At 39.9% G+C, this 20,324-nt stretch carries 23 protein-coding genes and 1 pseudogene; 9 read left to right on the forward strand and 15 right to left on the reverse strand.

What is annotated here, in order from left to right; genetic code table 11:
• Positions 1-29: 29 nt before the first annotated feature.
• On the forward strand, positions 30-599 hold the full coding sequence (locus O1450_RS15270; protein WP_269229096.1) for a Sua5/YciO/YrdC/YwlC family protein: 570 nt from the start codon (positions 30-32) through the stop codon (positions 597-599).
• A gap of 391 nt (positions 600-990) precedes the next feature.
• On the opposite strand, the gene O1450_RS15275 is transcribed toward O1450_RS15270, so the two are convergent.
• A complete protein-coding gene (locus O1450_RS15275; protein ID WP_269229097.1) occupies positions 991-1,911 on the reverse strand; it encodes a DMT family transporter in 921 nt (306 codons plus the stop codon).
• Positions 1,912-2,189: 278 nt separating this feature from the next.
• Between O1450_RS15275 and O1450_RS15280 the strand changes: the two genes are divergently transcribed.
• The 3 genes from O1450_RS15280 (at position 2,190) to O1450_RS15290 (ending at position 4,427) form a co-directional block, all read left to right on the forward strand.
• Positions 2,190-2,963 (forward strand): AraC family transcriptional regulator, encoded by a 774-nt coding sequence (locus tag O1450_RS15280; RefSeq protein WP_269229098.1) that lies wholly within the window; start codon positions 2,190-2,192, stop codon positions 2,961-2,963.
• Positions 2,964-3,081: 118 nt separating this feature from the next.
• Entirely contained in the window at positions 3,082-3,627 is a 546-nt protein-coding gene (locus O1450_RS15285) for a glutathione peroxidase (protein WP_269229099.1), read from the forward strand.
• 104 nt (positions 3,628-3,731) lie between these two features.
• Entirely contained in the window at positions 3,732-4,427 is a 696-nt protein-coding gene (locus O1450_RS15290; protein ID WP_269229100.1) for a phospholipase D family protein, read from the forward strand.
• A gap of 282 nt (positions 4,428-4,709) precedes the next feature.
• Here O1450_RS15290 and O1450_RS16580 read toward each other — a convergent pair whose 3' ends face one another.
• From O1450_RS16580 to O1450_RS15355, 14 genes and pseudogenes are all read right to left on the reverse strand, one after another.
• On the reverse strand, positions 4,710-4,874 hold the full coding sequence (locus tag O1450_RS16580) for a transposase (RefSeq protein ID WP_442865328.1): 165 nt from the start codon (positions 4,872-4,874) through the stop codon (positions 4,710-4,712).
• 14 nt (positions 4,875-4,888) lie between these two features.
• Positions 4,889-5,202 (reverse strand): annotated as a pseudogene (locus O1450_RS16535) (hypothetical protein); the annotation flags it as partial.
• 132 nt (positions 5,203-5,334) lie between these two features.
• Positions 5,335-6,030: an IS1 family transposase gene (locus tag O1450_RS15300; RefSeq protein WP_269228537.1), complete on the reverse strand. Its 696-nt coding sequence runs from the start codon at positions 6,028-6,030 to the stop codon at positions 5,335-5,337.
• Positions 6,027-6,692, reverse strand: a complete 666-nt coding sequence (locus O1450_RS15305; RefSeq protein ID WP_269229102.1) for a hypothetical protein — start codon at positions 6,690-6,692, stop codon at positions 6,027-6,029. Before O1450_RS15305 ends, O1450_RS15300 begins: the two co-directional genes overlap by 4 nt.
• Positions 6,693-6,706: 14 nt before the next feature.
• On the reverse strand, positions 6,707-7,126 hold the full coding sequence (locus O1450_RS15310; RefSeq protein ID WP_004665198.1) for a F0F1 ATP synthase subunit epsilon: 420 nt from the start codon (positions 7,124-7,126) through the stop codon (positions 6,707-6,709).
• Positions 7,127-7,143: 17 nt separating this feature from the next.
• Positions 7,144-8,538, reverse strand: coding sequence for a F0F1 ATP synthase subunit beta (gene atpD / locus O1450_RS15315; RefSeq protein ID WP_004665200.1), 1,395 nt, complete (start codon positions 8,536-8,538; stop codon positions 7,144-7,146).
• A 30-nt stretch (positions 8,539-8,568) separates the two neighbouring features.
• The gene (gene atpG / locus O1450_RS15320; protein WP_004665202.1) at positions 8,569-9,438 is read right to left on the reverse strand and encodes a F0F1 ATP synthase subunit gamma; all 870 of its coding nucleotides are present in this window, start codon (positions 9,436-9,438) and stop codon (positions 8,569-8,571) included.
• A 77-nt stretch (positions 9,439-9,515) separates the two neighbouring features.
• Positions 9,516-11,060 carry a F0F1 ATP synthase subunit alpha gene (atpA, locus tag O1450_RS15325; RefSeq protein ID WP_004665204.1) on the reverse strand — a complete coding sequence of 515 codons (1,545 nt, stop codon included), beginning with the start codon at positions 11,058-11,060 and terminating at the stop codon, positions 9,516-9,518.
• Between the two features lie 42 nt (positions 11,061-11,102).
• Positions 11,103-11,639 carry a F0F1 ATP synthase subunit delta gene (locus O1450_RS15330; protein ID WP_004665206.1) on the reverse strand — a complete coding sequence of 179 codons (537 nt, stop codon included), beginning with the start codon at positions 11,637-11,639 and terminating at the stop codon, positions 11,103-11,105.
• A gap of 12 nt (positions 11,640-11,651) precedes the next feature.
• Entirely contained in the window at positions 11,652-12,122 is a 471-nt protein-coding gene (locus tag O1450_RS15335; protein WP_018678426.1) for a F0F1 ATP synthase subunit B, read from the reverse strand.
• 39 nt (positions 12,123-12,161) lie between these two features.
• Positions 12,162-12,407, reverse strand: coding sequence for a F0F1 ATP synthase subunit C (gene atpE / locus O1450_RS15340; RefSeq protein WP_000424060.1), 246 nt, complete (start codon positions 12,405-12,407; stop codon positions 12,162-12,164).
• 82 nt (positions 12,408-12,489) lie between these two features.
• A complete protein-coding gene (gene atpB, locus O1450_RS15345) occupies positions 12,490-13,365 on the reverse strand; it encodes a F0F1 ATP synthase subunit A (RefSeq protein WP_269229103.1) in 876 nt (291 codons plus the stop codon).
• A gap of 99 nt (positions 13,366-13,464) precedes the next feature.
• Positions 13,465-13,863, reverse strand: a complete 399-nt coding sequence (locus O1450_RS15350; RefSeq protein WP_269229104.1) for an ATP synthase subunit I — start codon at positions 13,861-13,863, stop codon at positions 13,465-13,467.
• A 170-nt stretch (positions 13,864-14,033) separates the two neighbouring features.
• On the reverse strand, positions 14,034-14,873 hold the full coding sequence (locus O1450_RS15355; protein WP_269229105.1) for a metal ABC transporter substrate-binding protein: 840 nt from the start codon (positions 14,871-14,873) through the stop codon (positions 14,034-14,036).
• A gap of 220 nt (positions 14,874-15,093) precedes the next feature.
• Between O1450_RS15355 and O1450_RS15360 the strand changes: the two genes are divergently transcribed.
• The 5 genes from O1450_RS15360 to argS all read left to right on the forward strand — a co-directional run bounded on the left by O1450_RS15360 (position 15,094) and on the right by argS (position 20,224).
• Positions 15,094-15,591 (forward strand): transcriptional repressor, encoded by a 498-nt coding sequence (locus O1450_RS15360; protein ID WP_241336832.1) that lies wholly within the window; start codon positions 15,094-15,096, stop codon positions 15,589-15,591.
• The gene (znuC, locus tag O1450_RS15365) at positions 15,564-16,352 is read left to right on the forward strand and encodes a zinc ABC transporter ATP-binding protein ZnuC (protein ID WP_241336834.1); all 789 of its coding nucleotides are present in this window, start codon (positions 15,564-15,566) and stop codon (positions 16,350-16,352) included. Before O1450_RS15360 ends, znuC begins: the two co-directional genes overlap by 28 nt.
• A gap of 3 nt (positions 16,353-16,355) precedes the next feature.
• A complete protein-coding gene (gene znuB / locus O1450_RS15370) occupies positions 16,356-17,165 on the forward strand; it encodes a zinc ABC transporter permease subunit ZnuB (RefSeq protein ID WP_269229106.1) in 810 nt (269 codons plus the stop codon).
• Between the two features lie 162 nt (positions 17,166-17,327).
• Positions 17,328-18,248 carry a Dyp-type peroxidase gene (locus O1450_RS15375; RefSeq protein ID WP_269229107.1) on the forward strand — a complete coding sequence of 307 codons (921 nt, stop codon included), beginning with the start codon at positions 17,328-17,330 and terminating at the stop codon, positions 18,246-18,248.
• Positions 18,249-18,418: 170 nt separating this feature from the next.
• A complete protein-coding gene (gene argS / locus O1450_RS15380; RefSeq protein WP_269229108.1) occupies positions 18,419-20,224 on the forward strand; it encodes an arginine--tRNA ligase in 1,806 nt (601 codons plus the stop codon).
• Positions 20,225-20,324: the final 100 nt, after the last annotated feature.

Below are 20,324 nucleotides of genomic sequence, written 5' to 3' on the forward strand. Positions count from 1 at the left end.
AATCTATCTTTGTCGCTAAATATAATCCCATGATTACCTCATCAATTTCGGAAGCAGCACAGCTTTTGAAGCAAGGACAAGTTCTTGCTTATCCAACAGAAGCAGTTTGGGGCTTAGGCTGCGATCCATTCAATCAACAAGCTTTTCAAAACATTCTTGAGCTAAAACATCGCCCAATTGAAAAAGGAGTCATTTTATTAGCAGGTCACTTAGGGCAAGTTGAGCATTTATTACAAAGCTTAGCCCCAAAGATACGTAAGCAAGTGATTGATAGTTGGACGGATCGTGTAGCAACTGAAAGAGCAACTACGTGGTTACTCCCCGCTGATGAGCACATTCCTACTTGGATTAAAGGTCAACATCCATTGGTTGCTGTACGTGTAACCACGCATCCTTTGTGCGTCGAACTCTGTAATGCTTTTGGCGGCTTTATTGTATCGACCAGTGCCAATCCCGCGGGACTAAATCCAGCACAAAATTTAGAACAAGCTCAAGGTTATTTTGGTCCATCCCTGAATTATTTAGAGGGTGATTTAGGACTTAGCCAAGAACCTAGTCGAATTCTCAACGCTTTAACTGGTGAAATCATTCGCGCTTGATTATGTAAATAGCGGACAAAAAAAAGCTCAGTTATATAGGGATAACTGAGCATAAAAAGGATGTGTATAATCACATCCAGAGGGTCTGCAAATTGGTTGAGTATATTCATCATTAAAAATGAATCTAGCTACTCTGAAAGCTATTATGGATCAATCATTTGATTTATACAAATATATTATTTCTCTAACAAAAAATGTGAAAAGCGTACCATTTTTGTCAGTTTTAAAATTTCAATAAAATTATATTTCTATTTTTATTGAAATTTTTTTGATCACAAACTTGATAAATATCTAAAATATATTTGAAAATCATATAGAAAGAATCTTCATTAAATAAAAATTTTGATGTGTTTGTCGCTATTTCAAACAATTTTATACCATCATTTCATATTTAAGTGGAGCTTTCAATCCATTCTACAGGTGCTTTCTCCGTTTTCTTTTGCGCTAAAATGATACCGACCAAAATCGTCACACCGCCTAAGGTATGGTAGATCGTCCAATGCTCAGATAGCCATACACTTGCAATAATTGCAGTAAATACAGGCATCAAATTCATAAAAATACTAGTACGGTTTGGACCAATGGATTGAACAGCAACCATCCATAATAAAGGTGCAATCAGCGATGGAAACACGCCTGCATACAATACACTTGCTGCATTATTTACATTAATTGCATCTAAGCCCAACCAAAGTAGAAATGGAAGATGGTATAGCAATGCAAAGGCGATTTGGGTATAGAGACTGGTCATCAATGGCAATTGTACTTGCCATTTTTTTAGAAAGACGCCATAAAATGCATAAAATCCTACAGCCAAGACCATGACAGCATCTCCCCAATGGCCTCCTTGATCAAATAAGCGAGAGAAATGCCCTTGGCTCATCACATAAAGTAGGCCGAAAAATGATAAGAAACTGCCAAAGATTGCAAATCGATTTGGTTTATCTTTTAAAATAATATAAGAGATAAAAATGGTAAAAACTGGAACAAAGGCATTTACAATACCCATATTTGTTGCAGTGGTATAATGTGCTGCTGTATAAGAAAGCCCTTGATACAACACCATTCCAAAAGCGCTCAGAACTGCTAATTTAGGAATATATGGGCGAATCAAAGCTCGCTGTTTCCATACTTTAGGCAACATAAATGGTGTCAAAATGAGAAAGGCAACAAACCAGCGATAAAAACTAATACTGACGGGTGAAATATAGTCCGCAACATAACGAGTCACTGCAATATTTAACGACCAAATTAAGACTGCTATCAATGGCAGTACAAATGCCCATTTTTGGTATCTACTTAACTGAGTCATCAGCCATCTCACAATATTTCTAGATTAGGAATATTCTGAAAGATGTCTAAAATAATTGAAATATCGTATTTCAGACATTTATACCGCTATGTCGACATTAAATCTAAAAGCAGATCCAAATTTACAACTTGAGACTTATACGCTTGATCATTTCAATAAAAATATCTTAATTTATGCTGTAATCAGCTTTATTACCTTCGTCTGCATCCATCTTTTCACTTTAGTAAAAGGCTTGAATACTCCTCAAATCAGTTTTGAAAACTCAATGAGATCCCTAAATGAAACCTGATGATATTGAGCAATTCCCTCTTTTAAATGGCATAGAAGTACATGAGTTTCTCTACCAAAAAGATGATATTGTCAGCCCTCATTCTTCACTTTGGGGTGATTTTAATTTTAGTTTAAATGGCACTTTAGAATTTGATATTGAAGGAAAATATTATCTATCACCACCCAGTTATGGACTTTGGTTACCTCCACGCACTGAACACCAATCGCTCCCCGTTGCACATGAAATTCATTATATTTGTATTCGCTTACATCCTAGATACGAAGATTTTTTAGGGGATACGTGCCGCTGCTTCAGTATTGAGCCATTTTTTCGTGCTTTGGTCGTTCAAATCTTAGCGCAACAAAAACAGAATGCTTCACCTGAATATCTCGAGCATTTACTGCAAGTTTTATTTGACCAATTGAAGCAAACGCCAGCACATTCTCACTATTTACCTCAAAGCAACCACCCAATCTTAGCACCGATCTTAGGAAAACTTGCGGATCCTGAACAATTCAATATGAGCCTACAACAAGTGTTGTATAACTTTAAGGTCAGTGAGCGCCATGTGTTACGGCTGAGCCAACAAGAACTCCAACTTTCTTTATCAGAATGGCGGAATCGAGCCAAAATCATCTTTGCGATCAATCAAATTCGTCAAGGGATGACCATTAAACAACTGGCATACGTTTTAGGCTATCACCATAGCTCTAGCTTTATTGAATTCTTCAAACGCTATACGGGACAAACCCCAATCCAACTTAAAAATGCCTCAATATAAAGGTCATGCCTACTTTTACGCATAATTTGTATGGATTCATCTCAAGAGCATTGCACTCCACTAAATTAGCAGTTAAAACAAACAAGTATTTTCACAACAACAAATTAGGACGTAACCAATGAGCCAATCGGTTTATCACATTCCAGTGAAAGATATTAAAGGTCAAGAGGTTGATCTTGATCAATACCAAAGTAAGGTTTTACTGATTGTTAACGTTGCATCTAAATGTGGCTTAACGCCACAGTACGAAGGTTTAGAAAAACTTTACCAAGCGAAAAAAGATCAAGGTTTAGAAATTTTAGGCTTCCCTGCGAATAATTTCTTAGAGCAGGAGCCAGGCACAAATGATGAAATCGAACAATTTTGTTCACTCAACTATGATGTACATTTCCCTTTATTTGCAAAAATCTCTGTTGCAGGTGAAGACAAACATCCTTTATATCAAACACTCACACAAGCGATCCCAGAACGTCTTGGTGAAGGACCTTGGTGGAAAGACCTCGTTGATTATGGCTTAACACCAAACAATCCACCTGAAGTATTATGGAATTTTGAAAAATTCTTAGTCAATAAAAATGGGGAAATCGTAGCGCGTTTTGCACCTGACATTACCGCAGATGATGAACGTATCGTGACTGCGATTGAAGCTGAACTAGCCAAATAATTTTTATAAGTTTATAGAAAAGAATATCTTACCTATTCTTTTCTTTTAAATAACTATTATAATTTTAGTTTAATTCATGATATTTAAAATAAAACTGGAGTTCTATGTCAAGGTTTCTGAATACAAGCGCAACTAATTTTTATCTAGAAGAATTAATTAAGAATGCTAAAGAAAGATTAATTTTAATCAGCCCATTCCTAAAGCTTAATGATCGTATTAAAGAACTTTTAGAGGATAAAAATCGCTTAAAAATAGATATTCGTATTATTTATGGTAAAAGTGATTTACATCCAGATGAAATCAAATGGATGCAAAAACTCGAGTATATTAGAGTTAGCTTCTGTAAGAATTTACATGCAAAATGTTATATCAATGAGTCGACCTGTATTATTTCAAGTTTAAATCTTTATGAATTTAGCCAAGTAAATAACAATGAAATGGGTATCCTAATTACAAAAGATCAGGATGAATCCGTATTTAAAGATGCTTATGAAGAAGCTCAACGGATTATCCGTATAAGTGATGAAGTTCGTATTTCATTAGATGAAGTTAAAGAAGTTGAAATTGTTCAAGAAAATAATGAACAAGAAGATCTCAGTAAGCTAACGACATCAAAATTAGCCGCAAAACATAAAATCAAAACGAATGAGCTTTTAGAGCAATTCGTACATAAAGGCTTTTTGATCTTAAATGATAAAGGTAAACACCAGCTTACTGAGCAAGGAAAAACTATTGGTGGCGAATTCAAATTCAATAGTTATGGTGGATATTTCCTTTGGCTTGCTGATATGAACATCTAAAGCAAATGATCTAAGTCCAAATACAACACAAAATATTTGGGCTTAACCTTCAAATAAGTCTTTCCATGACGTTCTTTCATTAAAATGTTGGTGAATTGCAACAATCATTTTTTCTTCATTTTTATCATTATAGTGCTCGCTTCTCATAGGCTAGTATCTTTTTGCCATGATGGAAAATTTATCTATCAAAGCCACTCTCTCATCCATAACACTTTTGGCAGCATCGTTTTTATTTACAGCTTGCGATCAGACTCCACCAGAAAATAGCTATAGTAAAACTGTTTAATTATTCATACATTTGTTGAAAAATAACCGAAATAATTGATCAATTGAATCAACCAACCACTCTTTACGCTTGCGTTTAACCCATGCCCACATCTTTTCTATAGGATTTAAATCAGGACTGTATGCAGGAAGCCAAAGTATCTGATGCCCTTGTTGTTCCACGCTCTTTTATACGGTTGATTTGCATACTGCAAACGAAATGCTAGGCACTGTTCAAACCATGCAAAATGATGAGCATGTTGCTTATATTTAGGAATAAAAGTACGAATAATTAGCTCGATCAAGCGTAATGAACATACAATCTCATCAGTTGTATGATGCTGAAAATGCCATGTTTTGGGTAAAGTCAGCTGAAGCAGTGGGAATAAAAGCCTGCTGTTAATTCTGGCTGAGCTAATGTAACAAGCTTCAGTTGATTTCTAACTGATAAATGATGCCCTTGTTGCTCAATGCGATCTAAACGCAACTTTAAGACATTACTTGCTAACATACGCTTCCCAAACCTATTTCTTCTATCAGATTGATGAGTTTCTATTCTGGATTTAAACTAGTAACCCAATCCTCATAAATCTTTCGACAATCTGGTGGTGTTTCAAAATGTATGCTGATCATTTTAACATCACTATACAAAACCGTGGTTAATGTAAAAGAATCCAAGATTAAAAGCTTTTACATGATTCAATACCTTCTTCGAAAAACAGCATGTTCTTCTTACTGCTCGCCTTATGCGGTGTCTTAATCGGCAGTTGTTTCCTTCTATCCCGACTGTATAATATTTCCCTTCTTGGTCCGGCTTAAAAATTTTGATGAAACTTTCCCAATGATCACTCGATATACAATCATAAGTAATACCCAGTTCTTCTAAACGGTTTTTTAGCCTTTGTGCTGTATGAGCATCTCTTCCTCCCCATACAAAAGCCACTATTTCTCCGCTACTTCTATCATAGACGTACTGTAGCCAATGCTTATCTTTCTTGTTGCCTACAAATGTCCAAAATTCATCAACTTCCAAGCATTTATAATGAGTTCTTTGAGGAATTATTTCATGATTTGATTGTGTAAGCGTTTTAAGTATCTTGCCAATACTAAACCTCGTAATCTTTGCAATATCCCGAATGCCACAACATCGCACAAGCATAAGCAAAATCAATTTGACCGCTTTTGAATGACAGCCTAAATACGTCAAATTATGGTCACCCACAAACTGCCTATTACATTCTTTACAACGATAGTTTTGCTTACCATCGTGTTTAATGCCATTCTTCTTTATACTTGTACTCTGGCATCGAGGACAATGAAGTTCTATTTCGATTTTCACACATTTAAATATAGCTGAATTGTTCCTCGTTGCCTCCTTTTCTTATGAGCATACTTTTTAGAACACCACCGACAATCTTTGTCCTTAAATATATCCTTAATTCGAGTATCTCGCACATAGAACCAAATAAAAAACTTTAAGTGGCCAAACTCTTGAATTTGCTTTTTTTTGGGTTGATGGTCTTTATAACGAGTATCTTTTTCTTCTACTAATCTTGTTGTGCCCTCAATAAAAAACCACGTTTCTTCTGTATTTTTACGTTTAACTCTTATCTTATACATATCGATAGAACGATAATAACTCTCTCCTGTACTAACTGCCGAATAGCCATGAACTAATTGAACCCCTCCCAAATATTCACCTGTTTGCTTTATTACAACCTGATTCTTTGATTTCTTAAAAAGTTTCTTCAATTGCTCAATAGATACTGCAATACTAAAACAAGGACATCCTTCATCAACTAATCCATTATCATGTATATATACAATAGACAGCCCTCTCTCATTCCAATATGGTAACATACGATAAGGTTTTAATAATCGCGCAGTACCTAAGTTCCCCTCAATTTCAACATGACCGTCAATATAATAATAATTTTCGTATTTCATTATTGTTTTCTCAAGTTTATCAATAAAAAAGCCACCATTCGGTGGCTTTCTCAATCTTAAACCTGCAATTACATTGCACGATTCTTGATTTTACGGATGGTTTCAAGCTGAGCCGCAGTTTCTGCAAGCGCAGCAAGAGCAGCAGCCGAGTCCAAATCACTCTTTTGATTTGCTAACAATTGTTCAGCTTGTTTACGAGCTTCCATAATTGCAGCTTCATCTAAGTTGTCAGCACGGATTGCAGTATCTGCAAGCACCGTAACAACATGAGGTTGAACTTCTAACACACCGCCTGATACATACACGATTTCTTCTGTACCATTTTCCAACTGAACACGGATCGGTCCCGGTTGGAGTAAAGTTACAAGTGGTGCATGCCCTGGTAAAATACCTAGCTCACCACCCGCACCTTTTGCGATTAACATCGTAACTTGTCCAGAGTAAATAGACTCTTTAACACTTACGACATCACATTGCATAGTCGCCATGAGATGATCTCCTTAAATTAGAGTTTCTCAGCTTTAGCAATCACTTCGTCAATACCACCAACCATATAGAACGCTTGTTCTGGGATGTGATCGTATTCACCAGCTAATAGACCTTTAAAGCCACGAATCGTTTCTTTAAGTGGTACTAATTTACCAGGAGCACCAGTAAACACTTCAGCTACGTGGAATGGTTGAGAGAAGAAACGTTGGATTTTACGCGCACGGTAAACAACCAATTTATCTTCTTCTGCTAACTCATCCATACCCAAGATTGCGATGATGTCTTTAAGCTCTTTATAACGCTGCAATACGTTCTGTACAGAACGTGCAATTTCATAATGCTCAGTACCAACAACCAATGGGTCTAACTGACGTGAAGTTGAGTCAAGTGGATCGATCGCTGGGTAAATACCAGAAGATGCGATGTCACGGCTCAATACTACTGTTGCATCTAAGTGAGCAAACGTTGTTGCAGGTGATGGGTCAGTCAAGTCATCCGCAGGTACGTATACAGCTTGGATCGATGTGATCGAACCAGACTTAGTAGACGTAATACGCTCTTGAAGAACACCCATTTCTTCTGCAAGTGTCGGTTGGTAACCTACCGCAGATGGCATACGACCTAACAATGCTGATACTTCAGTACCTGCAAGTGTATAACGGTAGATGTTGTCGACGAATAATAATACGTCACGACCTTTACCATTTTCGTCTTTTTCATCACGGAAGTATTCAGCCATAGTCAAACCAGTTAACGCTACGCGTAAACGGTTACCTGGTGGCTCGTTCATCTGACCGTAGACCATTGCTACTTTGTCAAGAACGTTAGAATCTTTCATTTCGTGATAGAAGTCGTTACCTTCACGAGTACGCTCACCAACACCAGCAAACACAGATAAACCTGAGTGTGCTTTCGCGATGTTATTGATCAACTCCATCATGTTAACGGTTTTACCAACACCCGCACCACCGAATAAACCAACTTTACCACCTTTCGCAAACGGGCAAAGTAAGTCGATGACTTTAATACCTGTTTCTAAAAGATCAGTAGAAGCTGCTTGTTCAGCATAAGAAGGCGCTTGACGGTGAATTGGCAAACGCGCTTCAGTCGCTACAGGACCTGCTTCATCAATAGGGCGACCTAAAACGTCCATGATACGACCAAGCGTAGCTGGGCCAACTGGAACAGAAATCGGTGCATTTGTACTGGTTACATTAAGACCACGTTTAAGACCTTCTGTAGAACCCATTGCGATGGTACGAACAACACCATCGCCAAGCTGTTGCTGAACTTCTAATGTAGTTTCAGTACCGTCAACTTGGAGAGCGTCATAGATCTTAGGAACGCTATTGCGCTCAAACTCGACGTCGATAACCGCGCCGATGATCTGAATGATACGACCGCTACTCATTGCTGTCTCCTCAATTCAAACTTAATAATGTTAAACGGCAGCGGCACCGCCAACGATCTCGGAAATTTCCTGAGTAATCGCGGCTTGACGCAGCTTGTTGTAAATGAGTTGTAGGTCTTTAATCAATTGTCCTGCGTTGTCCGTCGCTGCTTTCATCGCGACCATACGAGCAGATTGCTCACATGCAACGTTTTCAATCACACCTTGATAAACCATAGACTCGATATAGCGAACCAACAAACCATTTAACAATTCTTCTGCTTCTGGTTCGTAGATATAGTCCCAACCATAAGTACGGTTGAGATCATCGCCTGCTTGCGCTGGTGCTAAAGGAACAAGTTGTTCTACTTTAGGCTGTTGAGTCATTGCATTGACGAAACCATTTGATACGAGATAGATACGATCTAATTCGCCTTTATCAAATGCATCAAGCATTACTTGTACAGAGCCAGTTAACTGTTCCAAACTCGGCGCATCGCCAAGTTGGGTCGTTGCACCAAGCACTTTACCGCCGTAATTCTTAAAAAACGAAACCGCTTTTTGACCAATCAAAGCAAATTCAACTTCAATTGACTGCTGTTGTTGTGCTTTGACATGCTGCACAACTTTCTTGAACAAGTTAATGTTCAAGCCACCCGCCAAGCCACGATCTGAAGACACTACGATATAGCCAACACGCTTAACTGGGCGGTCAACCATATAACGGTGTTTGTATTCAGGGTTTGCTTGAACTAAGTGAGCAATTACACGGCGCATATTATCGGCATACGGACGGCCCTGAGCCATGCGCTCTTGCGCACGACGCATTTTAGAAGCAGCTACCATTTGCATCGCGCGAGTAATCTTTTGCGTGCTCTTGATACTAGCTACTTTGGCGCGAATTTCTTTTAAATTTGCCATACGCTTAACCTAGTATTCGAAAGCCCTTTCGAGCTTTCGAAGGTTGATCCGTGAACCAAACTTAACTAAAGGTAAACTTAGTAAGTTTGAGTCGCTTTGAAGCTCTCAATACCTGATTTGATTGCTGCTTCGATGTCTTTGTTATAATCACCAGTTTCATCGATCTGTTGCATTAACGCAGCATATTCAGAACGGAAGTAAGAAATTAACGCAGTATCAAAGTCTACGATTTTCTTCACTTCTACGTCAGCCATATAGCCTTCGTTAGATGCATAAACAGAAACAGCTTGGTCAGCAATTGAGTAAGGAGCATATTGTTTTTGCTTCATTAACTCAGTTACACGTTGACCATGCTCAAGTTGCTTACGAGTTGCTTCATCAAGATCAGAAGCGAACTGAGCAAACGCAGCCAATTCACGGTATTGTGCTAAAGCAGTACGGATACCACCAGACAATTTTTTGATGATCTTAGTTTGAGCAGAACCACCAACACGCGATACAGAGATACCCGCGTTCACAGCAGGACGAATACCTGCGTTGAATAATGATGTTTCTAAGAAGATCTGACCGTCAGTAATCGAAATTACGTTGGTTGGTACGAATGCAGATACATCACCCGCTTGAGTTTCAATAATCGGTAATGCAGTTAAAGAACCAGTTTGACCAGTTACTGCACCGTTAGTGAATTTCTCAACGTAATCAGCTGAAACGCGCGAAGCACGTTCAAGAAGACGTGAGTGAAGATAGAATACGTCACCTGGATACGCTTCACGACCTGGTGGACGACGTAATAACAATGAAATTTGACGGTAAGCAACAGCTTGCTTAGACAAATCATCATAAATAATTAACGCATCTTCACCACGATCACGGAAGTATTCACCCATTGTACAACCAGAGTACGGAGCCAAATACTGCATTGCTGCAGGATCAGCGGCCGCAGCTGCGACAACAGTTGTATACGCCATAGCGCCAGTTTCTTCTAGCTTGCGTACCACGTTTGCAATTGTTGATTGTTTTTGACCAATCGCAACGTATACACATTTAATGCCAGAGTTTTTCTGAGCGATGATCGCATCGATCGCCATTGCTGTTTTACCAGTTTGACGGTCACCAATAATCAACTCACGCTGACCACGACCTACAGGGATCATGGTATCAACTGATTTATAACCAGTTTGAACAGGTTCGTCGACAGACTGACGCCAAATTACACCTGGTGCTACTTTTTCAACAGCATCAGTTAATTTCGCATCAATTGGGCCTTTACCATCAATTGGATTACCTAAAGCATCTACGACACGGCCTAGAAGTTCTGGACCAACCGGAACTTCTAATACACGACCTGTACAACGAGCTTTTTGACCTTCTTGCAGGCTTAGGTAGTTACCTAAAACAACGGCACCCACTGAATCCTGTTCTAGGTTCAGTGCCATACCAAATAAGCCGCCGTCGAATTCGATCATTTCACCGTACATTGCATCCGCAAGACCGTGAATACGCACGATACCGTCAGATACCATGACGATGGTACCTTCATTCTTCGCGGTCGCGCTGGTGTCCAGATCGCCGATACGCTGTTTAATGAGCGCACTGATCTCGGATGGATTCAGTTGTTGCATTGCGCTATTCCTCAATCTTTTTTAAGTTCAGTCTTTTTGCTATTACGCAAGAAGACGAGTCCGCATTTTTTCAAGCTTGTTAAGCGCAGAGTCATCTATCACTTGGTCGCCTGCATGAATCACAACACCTGCGATTAACGCTGGATTAACGCTAACAGTCACATGAACAGTTCTGTTAAAACGTTTTTCAAGCGCATGAGCTAAAATATGCTCTTGTGTCGCATCTAATGGAAAAGCAGATTCAATCTCTACTTCCAAAGTGTTGTTGTTCTGCGATTTAAGTAATTCGTATTCTGCTGCAATTTCAGGCAATAAAACTAAACGATCATTATCTGCAAGTAATGTCAAAAAGTTCGACACAGCTTGTGATTGATCTTCACCTAAAACTTTCGCAAAAAGACTTACCTGCTCCGCAGGAGTCAACTCAGGGCGATTTAAATAAGCGGAAAATGCTTCATCTTGCACCGCAGCACTGAGCAGTTGTAATGCATTTGACCAAGAGTCAGTTGCATTTTGCTCAGATGCATAAGCAAATGCTGCCTTAGCGTATGGGCGTGCCAACGTCAAGAGTTCAGCCATATTTCGCCTCGCTTAAAGTTTAGCAGCCAGCTGAGTCAGCATGGCATTATGAGCTTCTGCGTCAACTTGTTGGTTCAGAATTTTTTCTGCGCCAGCAACTGCCAAAGCAGCAACTTGTTGACGTAATTCTTCGCGAGCAGCATTGATGTCTTGATCAACAGTTTCTTTCGCCTGTTGACGAATACGCTCACCTTCAGCAGATGCTTGGGTACGCGCTTCTTCTACCAATTGTGCTGCACGACGGTTCGCTTGTTCGATCAATTGAGCCGCTTGTGCTTTTGCTGCGTCTAATTCTGCCTTAACTTGTGCTTGCGCATCAGCAAGGTCAGCTTTTGCTTTTTCAGCAGCATTTAAGCCATCAGCAATTTTACGCTGACGCTCACTAATCGCATTGATTAGTGGTGGCCAAACGAATTTCATACAAAATGCGACAAAAATCGCAAATGATATCGCCTGACCAATCAATGTGAGGTTGATATTCATTTCGCTATTCCTCAATATGTGGATTTAGGAATTAAGCTATTAACCTACAAATGGATTAGCGAAGATGAAGAACAAGCCAATACCAACACCGATCATAGGCACAGCATCAAGAAGACCCGCAATTAAGAACATACGAGTTTGAAGTTGTGGAGCCAATTCTGGTTGACGAGCAACAGCTTCTAAGAAGCGGCCACCTAAAAGACCGAAGCCAATCGCAGTACCTAAAGCACCAAAAGCGATCAAGATAGCAGATGCAATTGCAACTAGACCTAAAGTGAGTTCCATGAAAAATTCCTCAGAGGTTAGGTTATTACCAAATTAAACTAAAATTTAAGCCTAACCATCGATTGATAATTAGGCAATACCATTAATGCTTTTCGCTTGCCATGCTCAAGTAAACGATGGTTAGCATCATAAAGATGAATGCTTGCAACGTGATTACAAGAATGTGGAAAATAGCCCAAGGCACAGATAACGCCCATTGAATCCAGAACGGTAATAACGCGATTAAGATGAAGATTAACTCACCCGCATACATGTTACCGAACAGTCGTAGAGCCAACGAAACTGGTCGAGCAAGAAAAGTTACTAATTCCAAAATCAAGTTCACTGGAATCAATAACGCTTTTGCAACTGGGTTACTTGGGTTAAATGGGTTAAGTGCCAACTCGCCAACGAATCCACCAATACCCTTTTCTCGGATACTGTAGAACAAGATTAAAACAAATACTGACAATGACATACCTAAGGTAATGTTTGGATCAGTAGATGGAACAACCTTGAAATAAACGTGGTGAGGGTCCATACCAAATACGCTTGCGCCGATGTGTTGAGCGATGAAAGGAATCCAGTCAACAGGGATCAAATCCATTGTATTCATGAGGAAAATCCACACGAAAATCGTCAATGAAAGTGGAGCAATTAAGCGTGATTTGCCATGAAAAGTATCACGGACACTTGAGTCCACAAACTCGATAATCATTTCAATTGCAGATTGGAATTTAGTTGGAACGCCAGCATTTGCAGCTTTCGCAACTGTCCAAAATAACAAACAGAAAATAACACCAAGTCCGATAGACCAACCCATTGAATCCAAGTGAATTGCAGTGAACCCCATCGAATGAGCTTCTTCAGCAGTCTCAGCCAACTTCCATGAACCATCTGGCATTTTGCCATAGGTCATATTGGTCAAGTGATGCTTGATATACTCGGTCGAAGTCAGGGCATGTTCTTCAGCAGCCATAAATCACACCTGGTCAATGTCAATCATTAAAAAGAAGCGAAACAAATCATGCGAACTGCAACGATCTCGTTTCTACTTCCAAAAATCTCAAAATGTGTCTTACACTCGTTTCTGTAATCGTGATGCCCAAAAAGGTGCAACCCACGTCATTGCCTGAACAAGTATAAATCCACCAAACAATGCAACCGGTGACAGTGGCTTAACATTGCTTAAAATTAAAATAAAACCCACAATCACAATTGCAAACTTGCCGAGCATCCCTCGATACATATTGAGCATGACTTGTTTTGATGCTCTTGCGCCTGCCGTTCTAAACGACTGCCAAGCAAAATAACAATGTGCTAACCAACAGACCAAAGCCCCAAGTGCAGCACTCAAAGCAGCAGTTGTGTCTTTCATCATCCACGCAAGCAAAGCTGCAACTGGAATCATACACGCTTGTAAGAAGACCAAAGCTTTTGCTAATCGTCGGTCAATCATGCGACTAGTTTGGCTCATTTTTTATCCACTCACAACATAACTGCTTGACAAGTTTTATTGATGATCGTTTCGAATCGCAGGCATTATAGAGTTACACCCCTGAACATGCAATCTTTTCTCGACCTAAGTCGGTTTTTTTCGTTAGCATATTTTCTGACGATAGAGTCAACTCATTTTTATTTTTTTCATCATTTTTGCGTACTTAATATGCATTTATCGGTTTTTGAAGCCAATTTTTTCCATGCAGTAACAAAATTATCTTCACCACGCATACTTTCATCTACAGCTTGAAACTCTACTGGATTCAACTTTTGATATTGACTACGACTTGCTGACACTTCAGCCAATAGACACATTTGTGCTTTAGGTCGATTATCTTTTAAAAATTTAATTTGGGTAACAGTAGGTGCAATATGCGGATCATCTGTTAAAGCACCTGCAAATTTTAAATTGAGCGCTCGCTCTAAGTATTGATAAGCATCATGATACGACCAATAAGGTTTGGCTTTATTCGAGCTTTCATATTGCTGTGAAGCCTGTAGCATTTGTTGCGAAAACTCTTTCGCATTTGCCATGTACTTGGCTTTATTTTCTGGATATTGTTGTGAACGTAAAGTTGCAATAAAGAAAGCGATTCGCACTGCATTATTTGGCTCTAACCACACATGGCTATCTACAGTGTTTGCTAATGCAGCACCACGTAAACTTCTTTGTGGCAAGATCGTCAAAATACCTGAATCTAAAAGTGCAATTGCTTTAGGATTTTTATTAAGTAACTTTTCTAAAGGTGCTTCATGCACTTTACCTAACCATAACACCAATGAAGCGTCTTGAATTGCCTTACGATGAGCAGGTGTGAGTTGTACATCATGTCCGCTTTGATCACCAAGTAACAGAATAGGTTCTTCCACACCTGCTGTAATCTCTTTAGCAATTAAATAAATCGGATGTGTTGAGACCACCAAACTTTGAGTCCATCCCCATGTACTTAACATCGAAAAGAAAACAAAAACAAAAAGGCGTAACATCTCAACAGTACTCAATTCAGCAGAACACGTTATAATATAACAAAAGTTAAAAAATGCCTATGGCTATTTTAAGATTCATTACTCTATCCGCCACGCGCTTAACTTATATATAGCTCGTTATCCTGAATTGCATGTTATGATAGCGAGTCTATTGAAACGTCAATAAAAGCTACGGCTTATGAACAATCAATAGATTCTACAAAAATAATGGGGTCAACTTATGGGTTCTTGTTCTCATGAACATGACAATGCTTTACATGGTGTCCACGGTCATCACGATATTAAAGCTCGACTTGCTGAAGCAGAAAGTTTATGTGCTGCGGTTGGCGCTCGCCTAACCCCTTTGCGTAAAGAAGTGCTTGAACTCATTCTAAATGCTTCTGCACCGATGGGGGCTTATGATTTATTGGCTAAAATTAAAGGACAAGCAGACCGCCCTGCTGCCCCACCTACGGTTTATCGTACTTTAGACTTTTTACTAGAAAAAGGCTTAATTCATAGATTAACCTCTATCAATGCTTATATTCCGTGTTGTCATCCACGTGAAGGACACCAAGCTGCCTTTCTGATTTGTACTGAATGTCATTCAGTGAAAGAGGCTTCAGCACAAGGCTTGATTCAACAGCTTGATCAACTTGCTGCTTCTGATCAATTTTTTGCACAGCACAGCATCATTGAAATTTCTGGAAAATGTCATCAGTGCAACACACGTCAGTAAGCACTCCACTTATTCAATTGGAGAATATTTCTGTTCGACGTGATGAGCGGGATATTTTGAGAAATATTGATTTTGCATTACAAGCAAAAGAAATTGTAACGCTCATAGGGCCAAATGGTGCAGGTAAGTCGACGTTAATTAAAGTCTTACTCGGCATCATGTCACCCAATAAAGGAAAAGTTCACTTTTCCAAGAAATTAAAACTGGCTTACGTCCCACAAAAATTCAACCCTTCAGCCAGTCTTCCCTTACGTGTTCAAGACTTACTTGATTTAGAAATTTGCACTGCTGATTTACGTGAAGAAATTAGTCGTGATACAGGGATTCAAAAACTACTGTCCTCCAAAGTACAACAACTGTCAGGCGGTGAACGACAACGGGTTTTACTGGCACGTGCTTTACTACGTCAACCTGATATTTTAGTGCTTGATGAGCCAATGCAAGGTTTGGATATTCAATCCGAAGCTGAGCTTTACGACTATGTTAGAAGCCTACCTGAACGCTACGGTTGTGCAGTGTTAATGGTCTCCCATGATTTGCAATGGGTGATGCAAGGTACGCATCGGGTGGTCTGTCTCAATAAGCACATTTGCTGTAGTGGTTTACCTGAAAGCATTCAGCAGCATCCTGAATACCAAGCGATTTTTGGTACGCAACGGATGTTCTATCAGCATCATCACAATCATTGTGGGCATAGTGACCATGCCGAACCCTGTTCTCATGATCCACGCCCACATATTCACCCCGAACCAAAGGTCTAAGCAATGATGGAATGGTTACAACTACTATTACCTGCTTGGATTATGGGGTCGCTACTGGTATTCCTGACAGCACCACTCGGCTGCCTGATGCTTTGGCGCAGAATGTCTTTTTTTGCCGACACCATGGCCCACGGAACTTTACTGGGTGTCGCGATTGCAGGTTTATTGCATTTACCTTTTTGGTTAGGTGTAGCCAGTTTAGCTGCATTATTGGTAGCAATTTTATGGGTGCTGCATGATTCTCGCCTACCCAATGATGCCCTCCTCGCTCTAAGCTCAGCAACCTTACTCTGCTCAGGCTTGCTCTTGATTCAGCATATTCCGAGTTTACGTCCCGAATTATTGAGCTATTTGTTCGGTGATCTACTCAGTATAGAGTGGGCTGATTTACCCATGTTTGCCGTGGTCATTGTGAGTTCTCTGGCTGTGCTTTATCGCTCATGGTCAGCGCAAATCCAAATTGCGATTGACCCTGATATTGCCATGAGCGAAGGAGTCAGTGCCAACTGGCAACGTTTAATTTTCATGCTATTACTGGCTTTATTTACTGTACTTGCGCTCCGCGCTGTCGGCTCACTCCTTATGGGTGCATTACTGGTGATTCCTGCACTAAGCGCACGCTTACTTGCACATTCACCTAAACAAATGGTGATTTGGGCATTTATACTGGCTCAATTGGGTGTGACGGTTGGCTTATGGTCTAGTGCGGCGTTAAATATTGCCACAGGTCTGAGTATCGTTTTATGTATGGCGCTTTGCTTCGCAGTTATTTTTGCAGTACAAAAATTCATACCAAATTTTAAAACCAATTAAATGTTTCCAATCTTAGCATCCAATGCTTGGATGCTATGTCGACTATTATTTAACGATTATCAATATCGTAAAAATCGTCAAAAGTAAGCTATTAAGCACTGCTCACATCGGGCAAAATCATATCTTTGTATCATTTAAAAATAACGAACCAAGGAGAGCTTCATGACTGCTCAATCCGTCATTCTTCCATTACCATCCGACCATGCTCGTTTTATTGTTTTGCGTTTAAAAGATTTAAGTATTTCGGAACTCAAGCAGCAGATTGAAGCTCTGCTTTCAACTCGTGATCGTCTTATCACTCAACACCCAAATGATCAGATTAAAACTGCGATTGCATTTGGCCCTGAGCTTTGGTCGAGACTTTATTCACAAACGCCTGAGGGGTTTAAACAACTCGACCCTCAACAAGGGGCGTTTAATATGCCTGTCGTACCCGCCGATGTGTTTATTCATATCGCCAGCGCTCGTGCCGATATTTGCTTTGCCATCAGTCAAGCATTCTTCAGTGGCATTCAAAACAAAGTTGATGTTTTAGATGAACGCGCGTGTTTCCGTTTCTTTGATGGTCGCGATATGACAGGCTTTATTGATGGTACAGAAAATCCTCAATTTCCAGATGACCGTGCTGAAGCTGCCCTCCTTGCAGAAACAGCTGGCGCTTTTGCAGATGGCAGCTTTATTTTCGCACAACGCTATATTCATGATTTAGCAAAATGGCAACAACTCAAAGTCGATGCTCAAGAACATGTTTTTGGACGTACCAAACTTGAATCTATTGAACTTGATGATGACATCAAACCCCAAAATTCGCATGTCGCTCGTACTGTAGTAGAAGATGAGGATGGCGAAGAAATGGAAATCTTGCGTCACAGTTTGCCTTATGGTGATGGTAAAGGTGAACAAGGTCTATTTTTTGTTGCCTATACCAATAATTTGAGCATTATTGATGCCATGTTAAAACGAATGTTTGGTACCACAGGTGACGGTATTCATGACCGTTTATTGCATTTCACTACTGCGATTGATGGAGCATATTATTTCGCACCGAGTGATGAATTACTCGAACAGGTTTTACAAGCTTAAAGAGAAAAATGCTATATCTATCGTCGATATAGCATCCCCATCACCACACTGAAAAATAAAAGTCTGAAAAGATTTATGTGAATATGTTAATTCCACTTCAATCACTCTCCCCTTAAGCCCTCAAAATTTGCTATATTTGACGTTTTTCCGCGACATTTATTTCGGTAACTATGAATACGGCAATACAAGCAGCTCTTGATCATGCGGTGCAATCCCTTCAACAACAAGGGGTACTTCCTTCAGATTGGACAAACACGAGCCATTTAACCCGTACTAAAGACCGAAGTCACGGTGATTTTGCTTCAAATATTGCCATGATCGGCTCTAAAGCTGCTGGTATGAAACCACGTGATCTAGCTGAAAAAATCTTAGCAGCACTGCCTGAAGTCGCTGACATTACAAAGGCAGAAATCGCAGGTCCTGGTTTTATTAACTTCTTTTTAAATGCAGACCAACGCTTCGCTGTACTTGATCAAATTCAAGCACAAAAAGATCAGTATGGTCGCACTCAAGCCAATGCAGCTAAAAAGATCCAAGTTGAATTTGTTTCTGCAAACCCAACATCTAGTCTACATGTAGGACATGGTCGTGGTGCAGCTTACGGCATGACTGTTGCCAACCTTTTAGAAGCAACAGGTGCAAAAGTTGACCGTGAATATTATGTCAACGATGCAGGTCGTCAAATGGATATTTTGGCAACCTCAACGTATTTACGTTATTTAGAACTCACGGGACAAACACTGGTTTTCCCTAAAAATGCTTATCAAGGCGACTACGTCAAAGAAATCGCACAAAGCATTATTGATAAAGATGCAGATGCGCATGTTCGTCCAGTTGCTGACATTTATAAAGATGTGCCTGAAGACGTTCAATATGCCGAAGAACTCGATGCTGAAGGCAATAAAGTTGTCCTTGCTGGCGATAAAGAAAAACACATTGATGGCTTAATTGCCAATTCACAACAACAGTTAGGTGCGGGTTATCGTGTATTTCACCAAGCGGCTTTACATGCCATTTTGGATGATATCAAAGATGACCTTGCTGACTTTGGCGTGACTTTTGATGAATGGTTCAGCGAAGCTTCGCTAACCGAAAAAATTGATGAAGCACTTGCGACGCTTGATCAACGTGGCTTTCTCTATGAAAAAGATGGCAATATTTGGTTTAAATCAACTGAATTTGGCGATGAGAAAGACCGTGTAGTCAAACGTCGTAATGGTCAAACCACTTATTTTGCATCTGACATTGCTTACCACTTAAATAAGTTACAACGTGGCTATACCGACCTGATTGATATTTGGGGTTCAGACCACCACGGCTATATCTCACGTGTGAAAGCAGCCATTGATGCAATGGGTTATGACTCGAAGAAATTGACCGTGCTTTTGGTTCAGTTCGTGAGCTTATGGCGTGGTGGCGAGATGGTGCAAATGTCATCTCGTTCGGGTCAGTTCGTGACTTTACGTGACCTACGTAAAGAAGTCGGTAATGACGCAGCTCGTTTCTATTATGTGATGCGTAAATCTGAACAACACATCGACTTTGACTTAGACCTTGCCGTTTCTCAAAGCAAAGATAATGCGGTGTACTACATTCAATATGCGCATGCCCGTGTGAACCGTATGGTAGATATTCGTGCACCAGAAAAGAATATTCCATTTGATCGCACTGCTCTACAAAATTATGATGCAAAATTACTGACTTTAGAGGCAGAATTTGAAATATTAGCTAAGCTCTCAGCTTATCCAGATATATTAGTACGTGCAGCCAATGCGTATGAACCGCATCAAATTGGCAACTATCTGAAAGAATTAGCTGCGTTGTTCCACGGTTGGTATAACTTGGATAATGTTAAAATTCTAGATGAAACAAATATCCCTTTATCTCAAGCACGTTTATTACTTTCAATTAACGTACAGCAAGTTTTACGTAATGGTTTAGACTTACTGGGCGTATCAGCGCCTGAGACAATGTAACTAGCAAAGCAACGCTTTGCACATTGTCGCAAGACAAGGGCTATGCCCGCGTAGAAATGTAATCAGCAAAGCAATGCTCTTGCAACATTACCCAGATCGT

It is taken from the genome of Acinetobacter sp. TR11 (assembly GCF_027105035.1).
In the GTDB taxonomy this organism is placed as follows: Bacteria; Pseudomonadota; Gammaproteobacteria; order Pseudomonadales; family Moraxellaceae; genus Acinetobacter.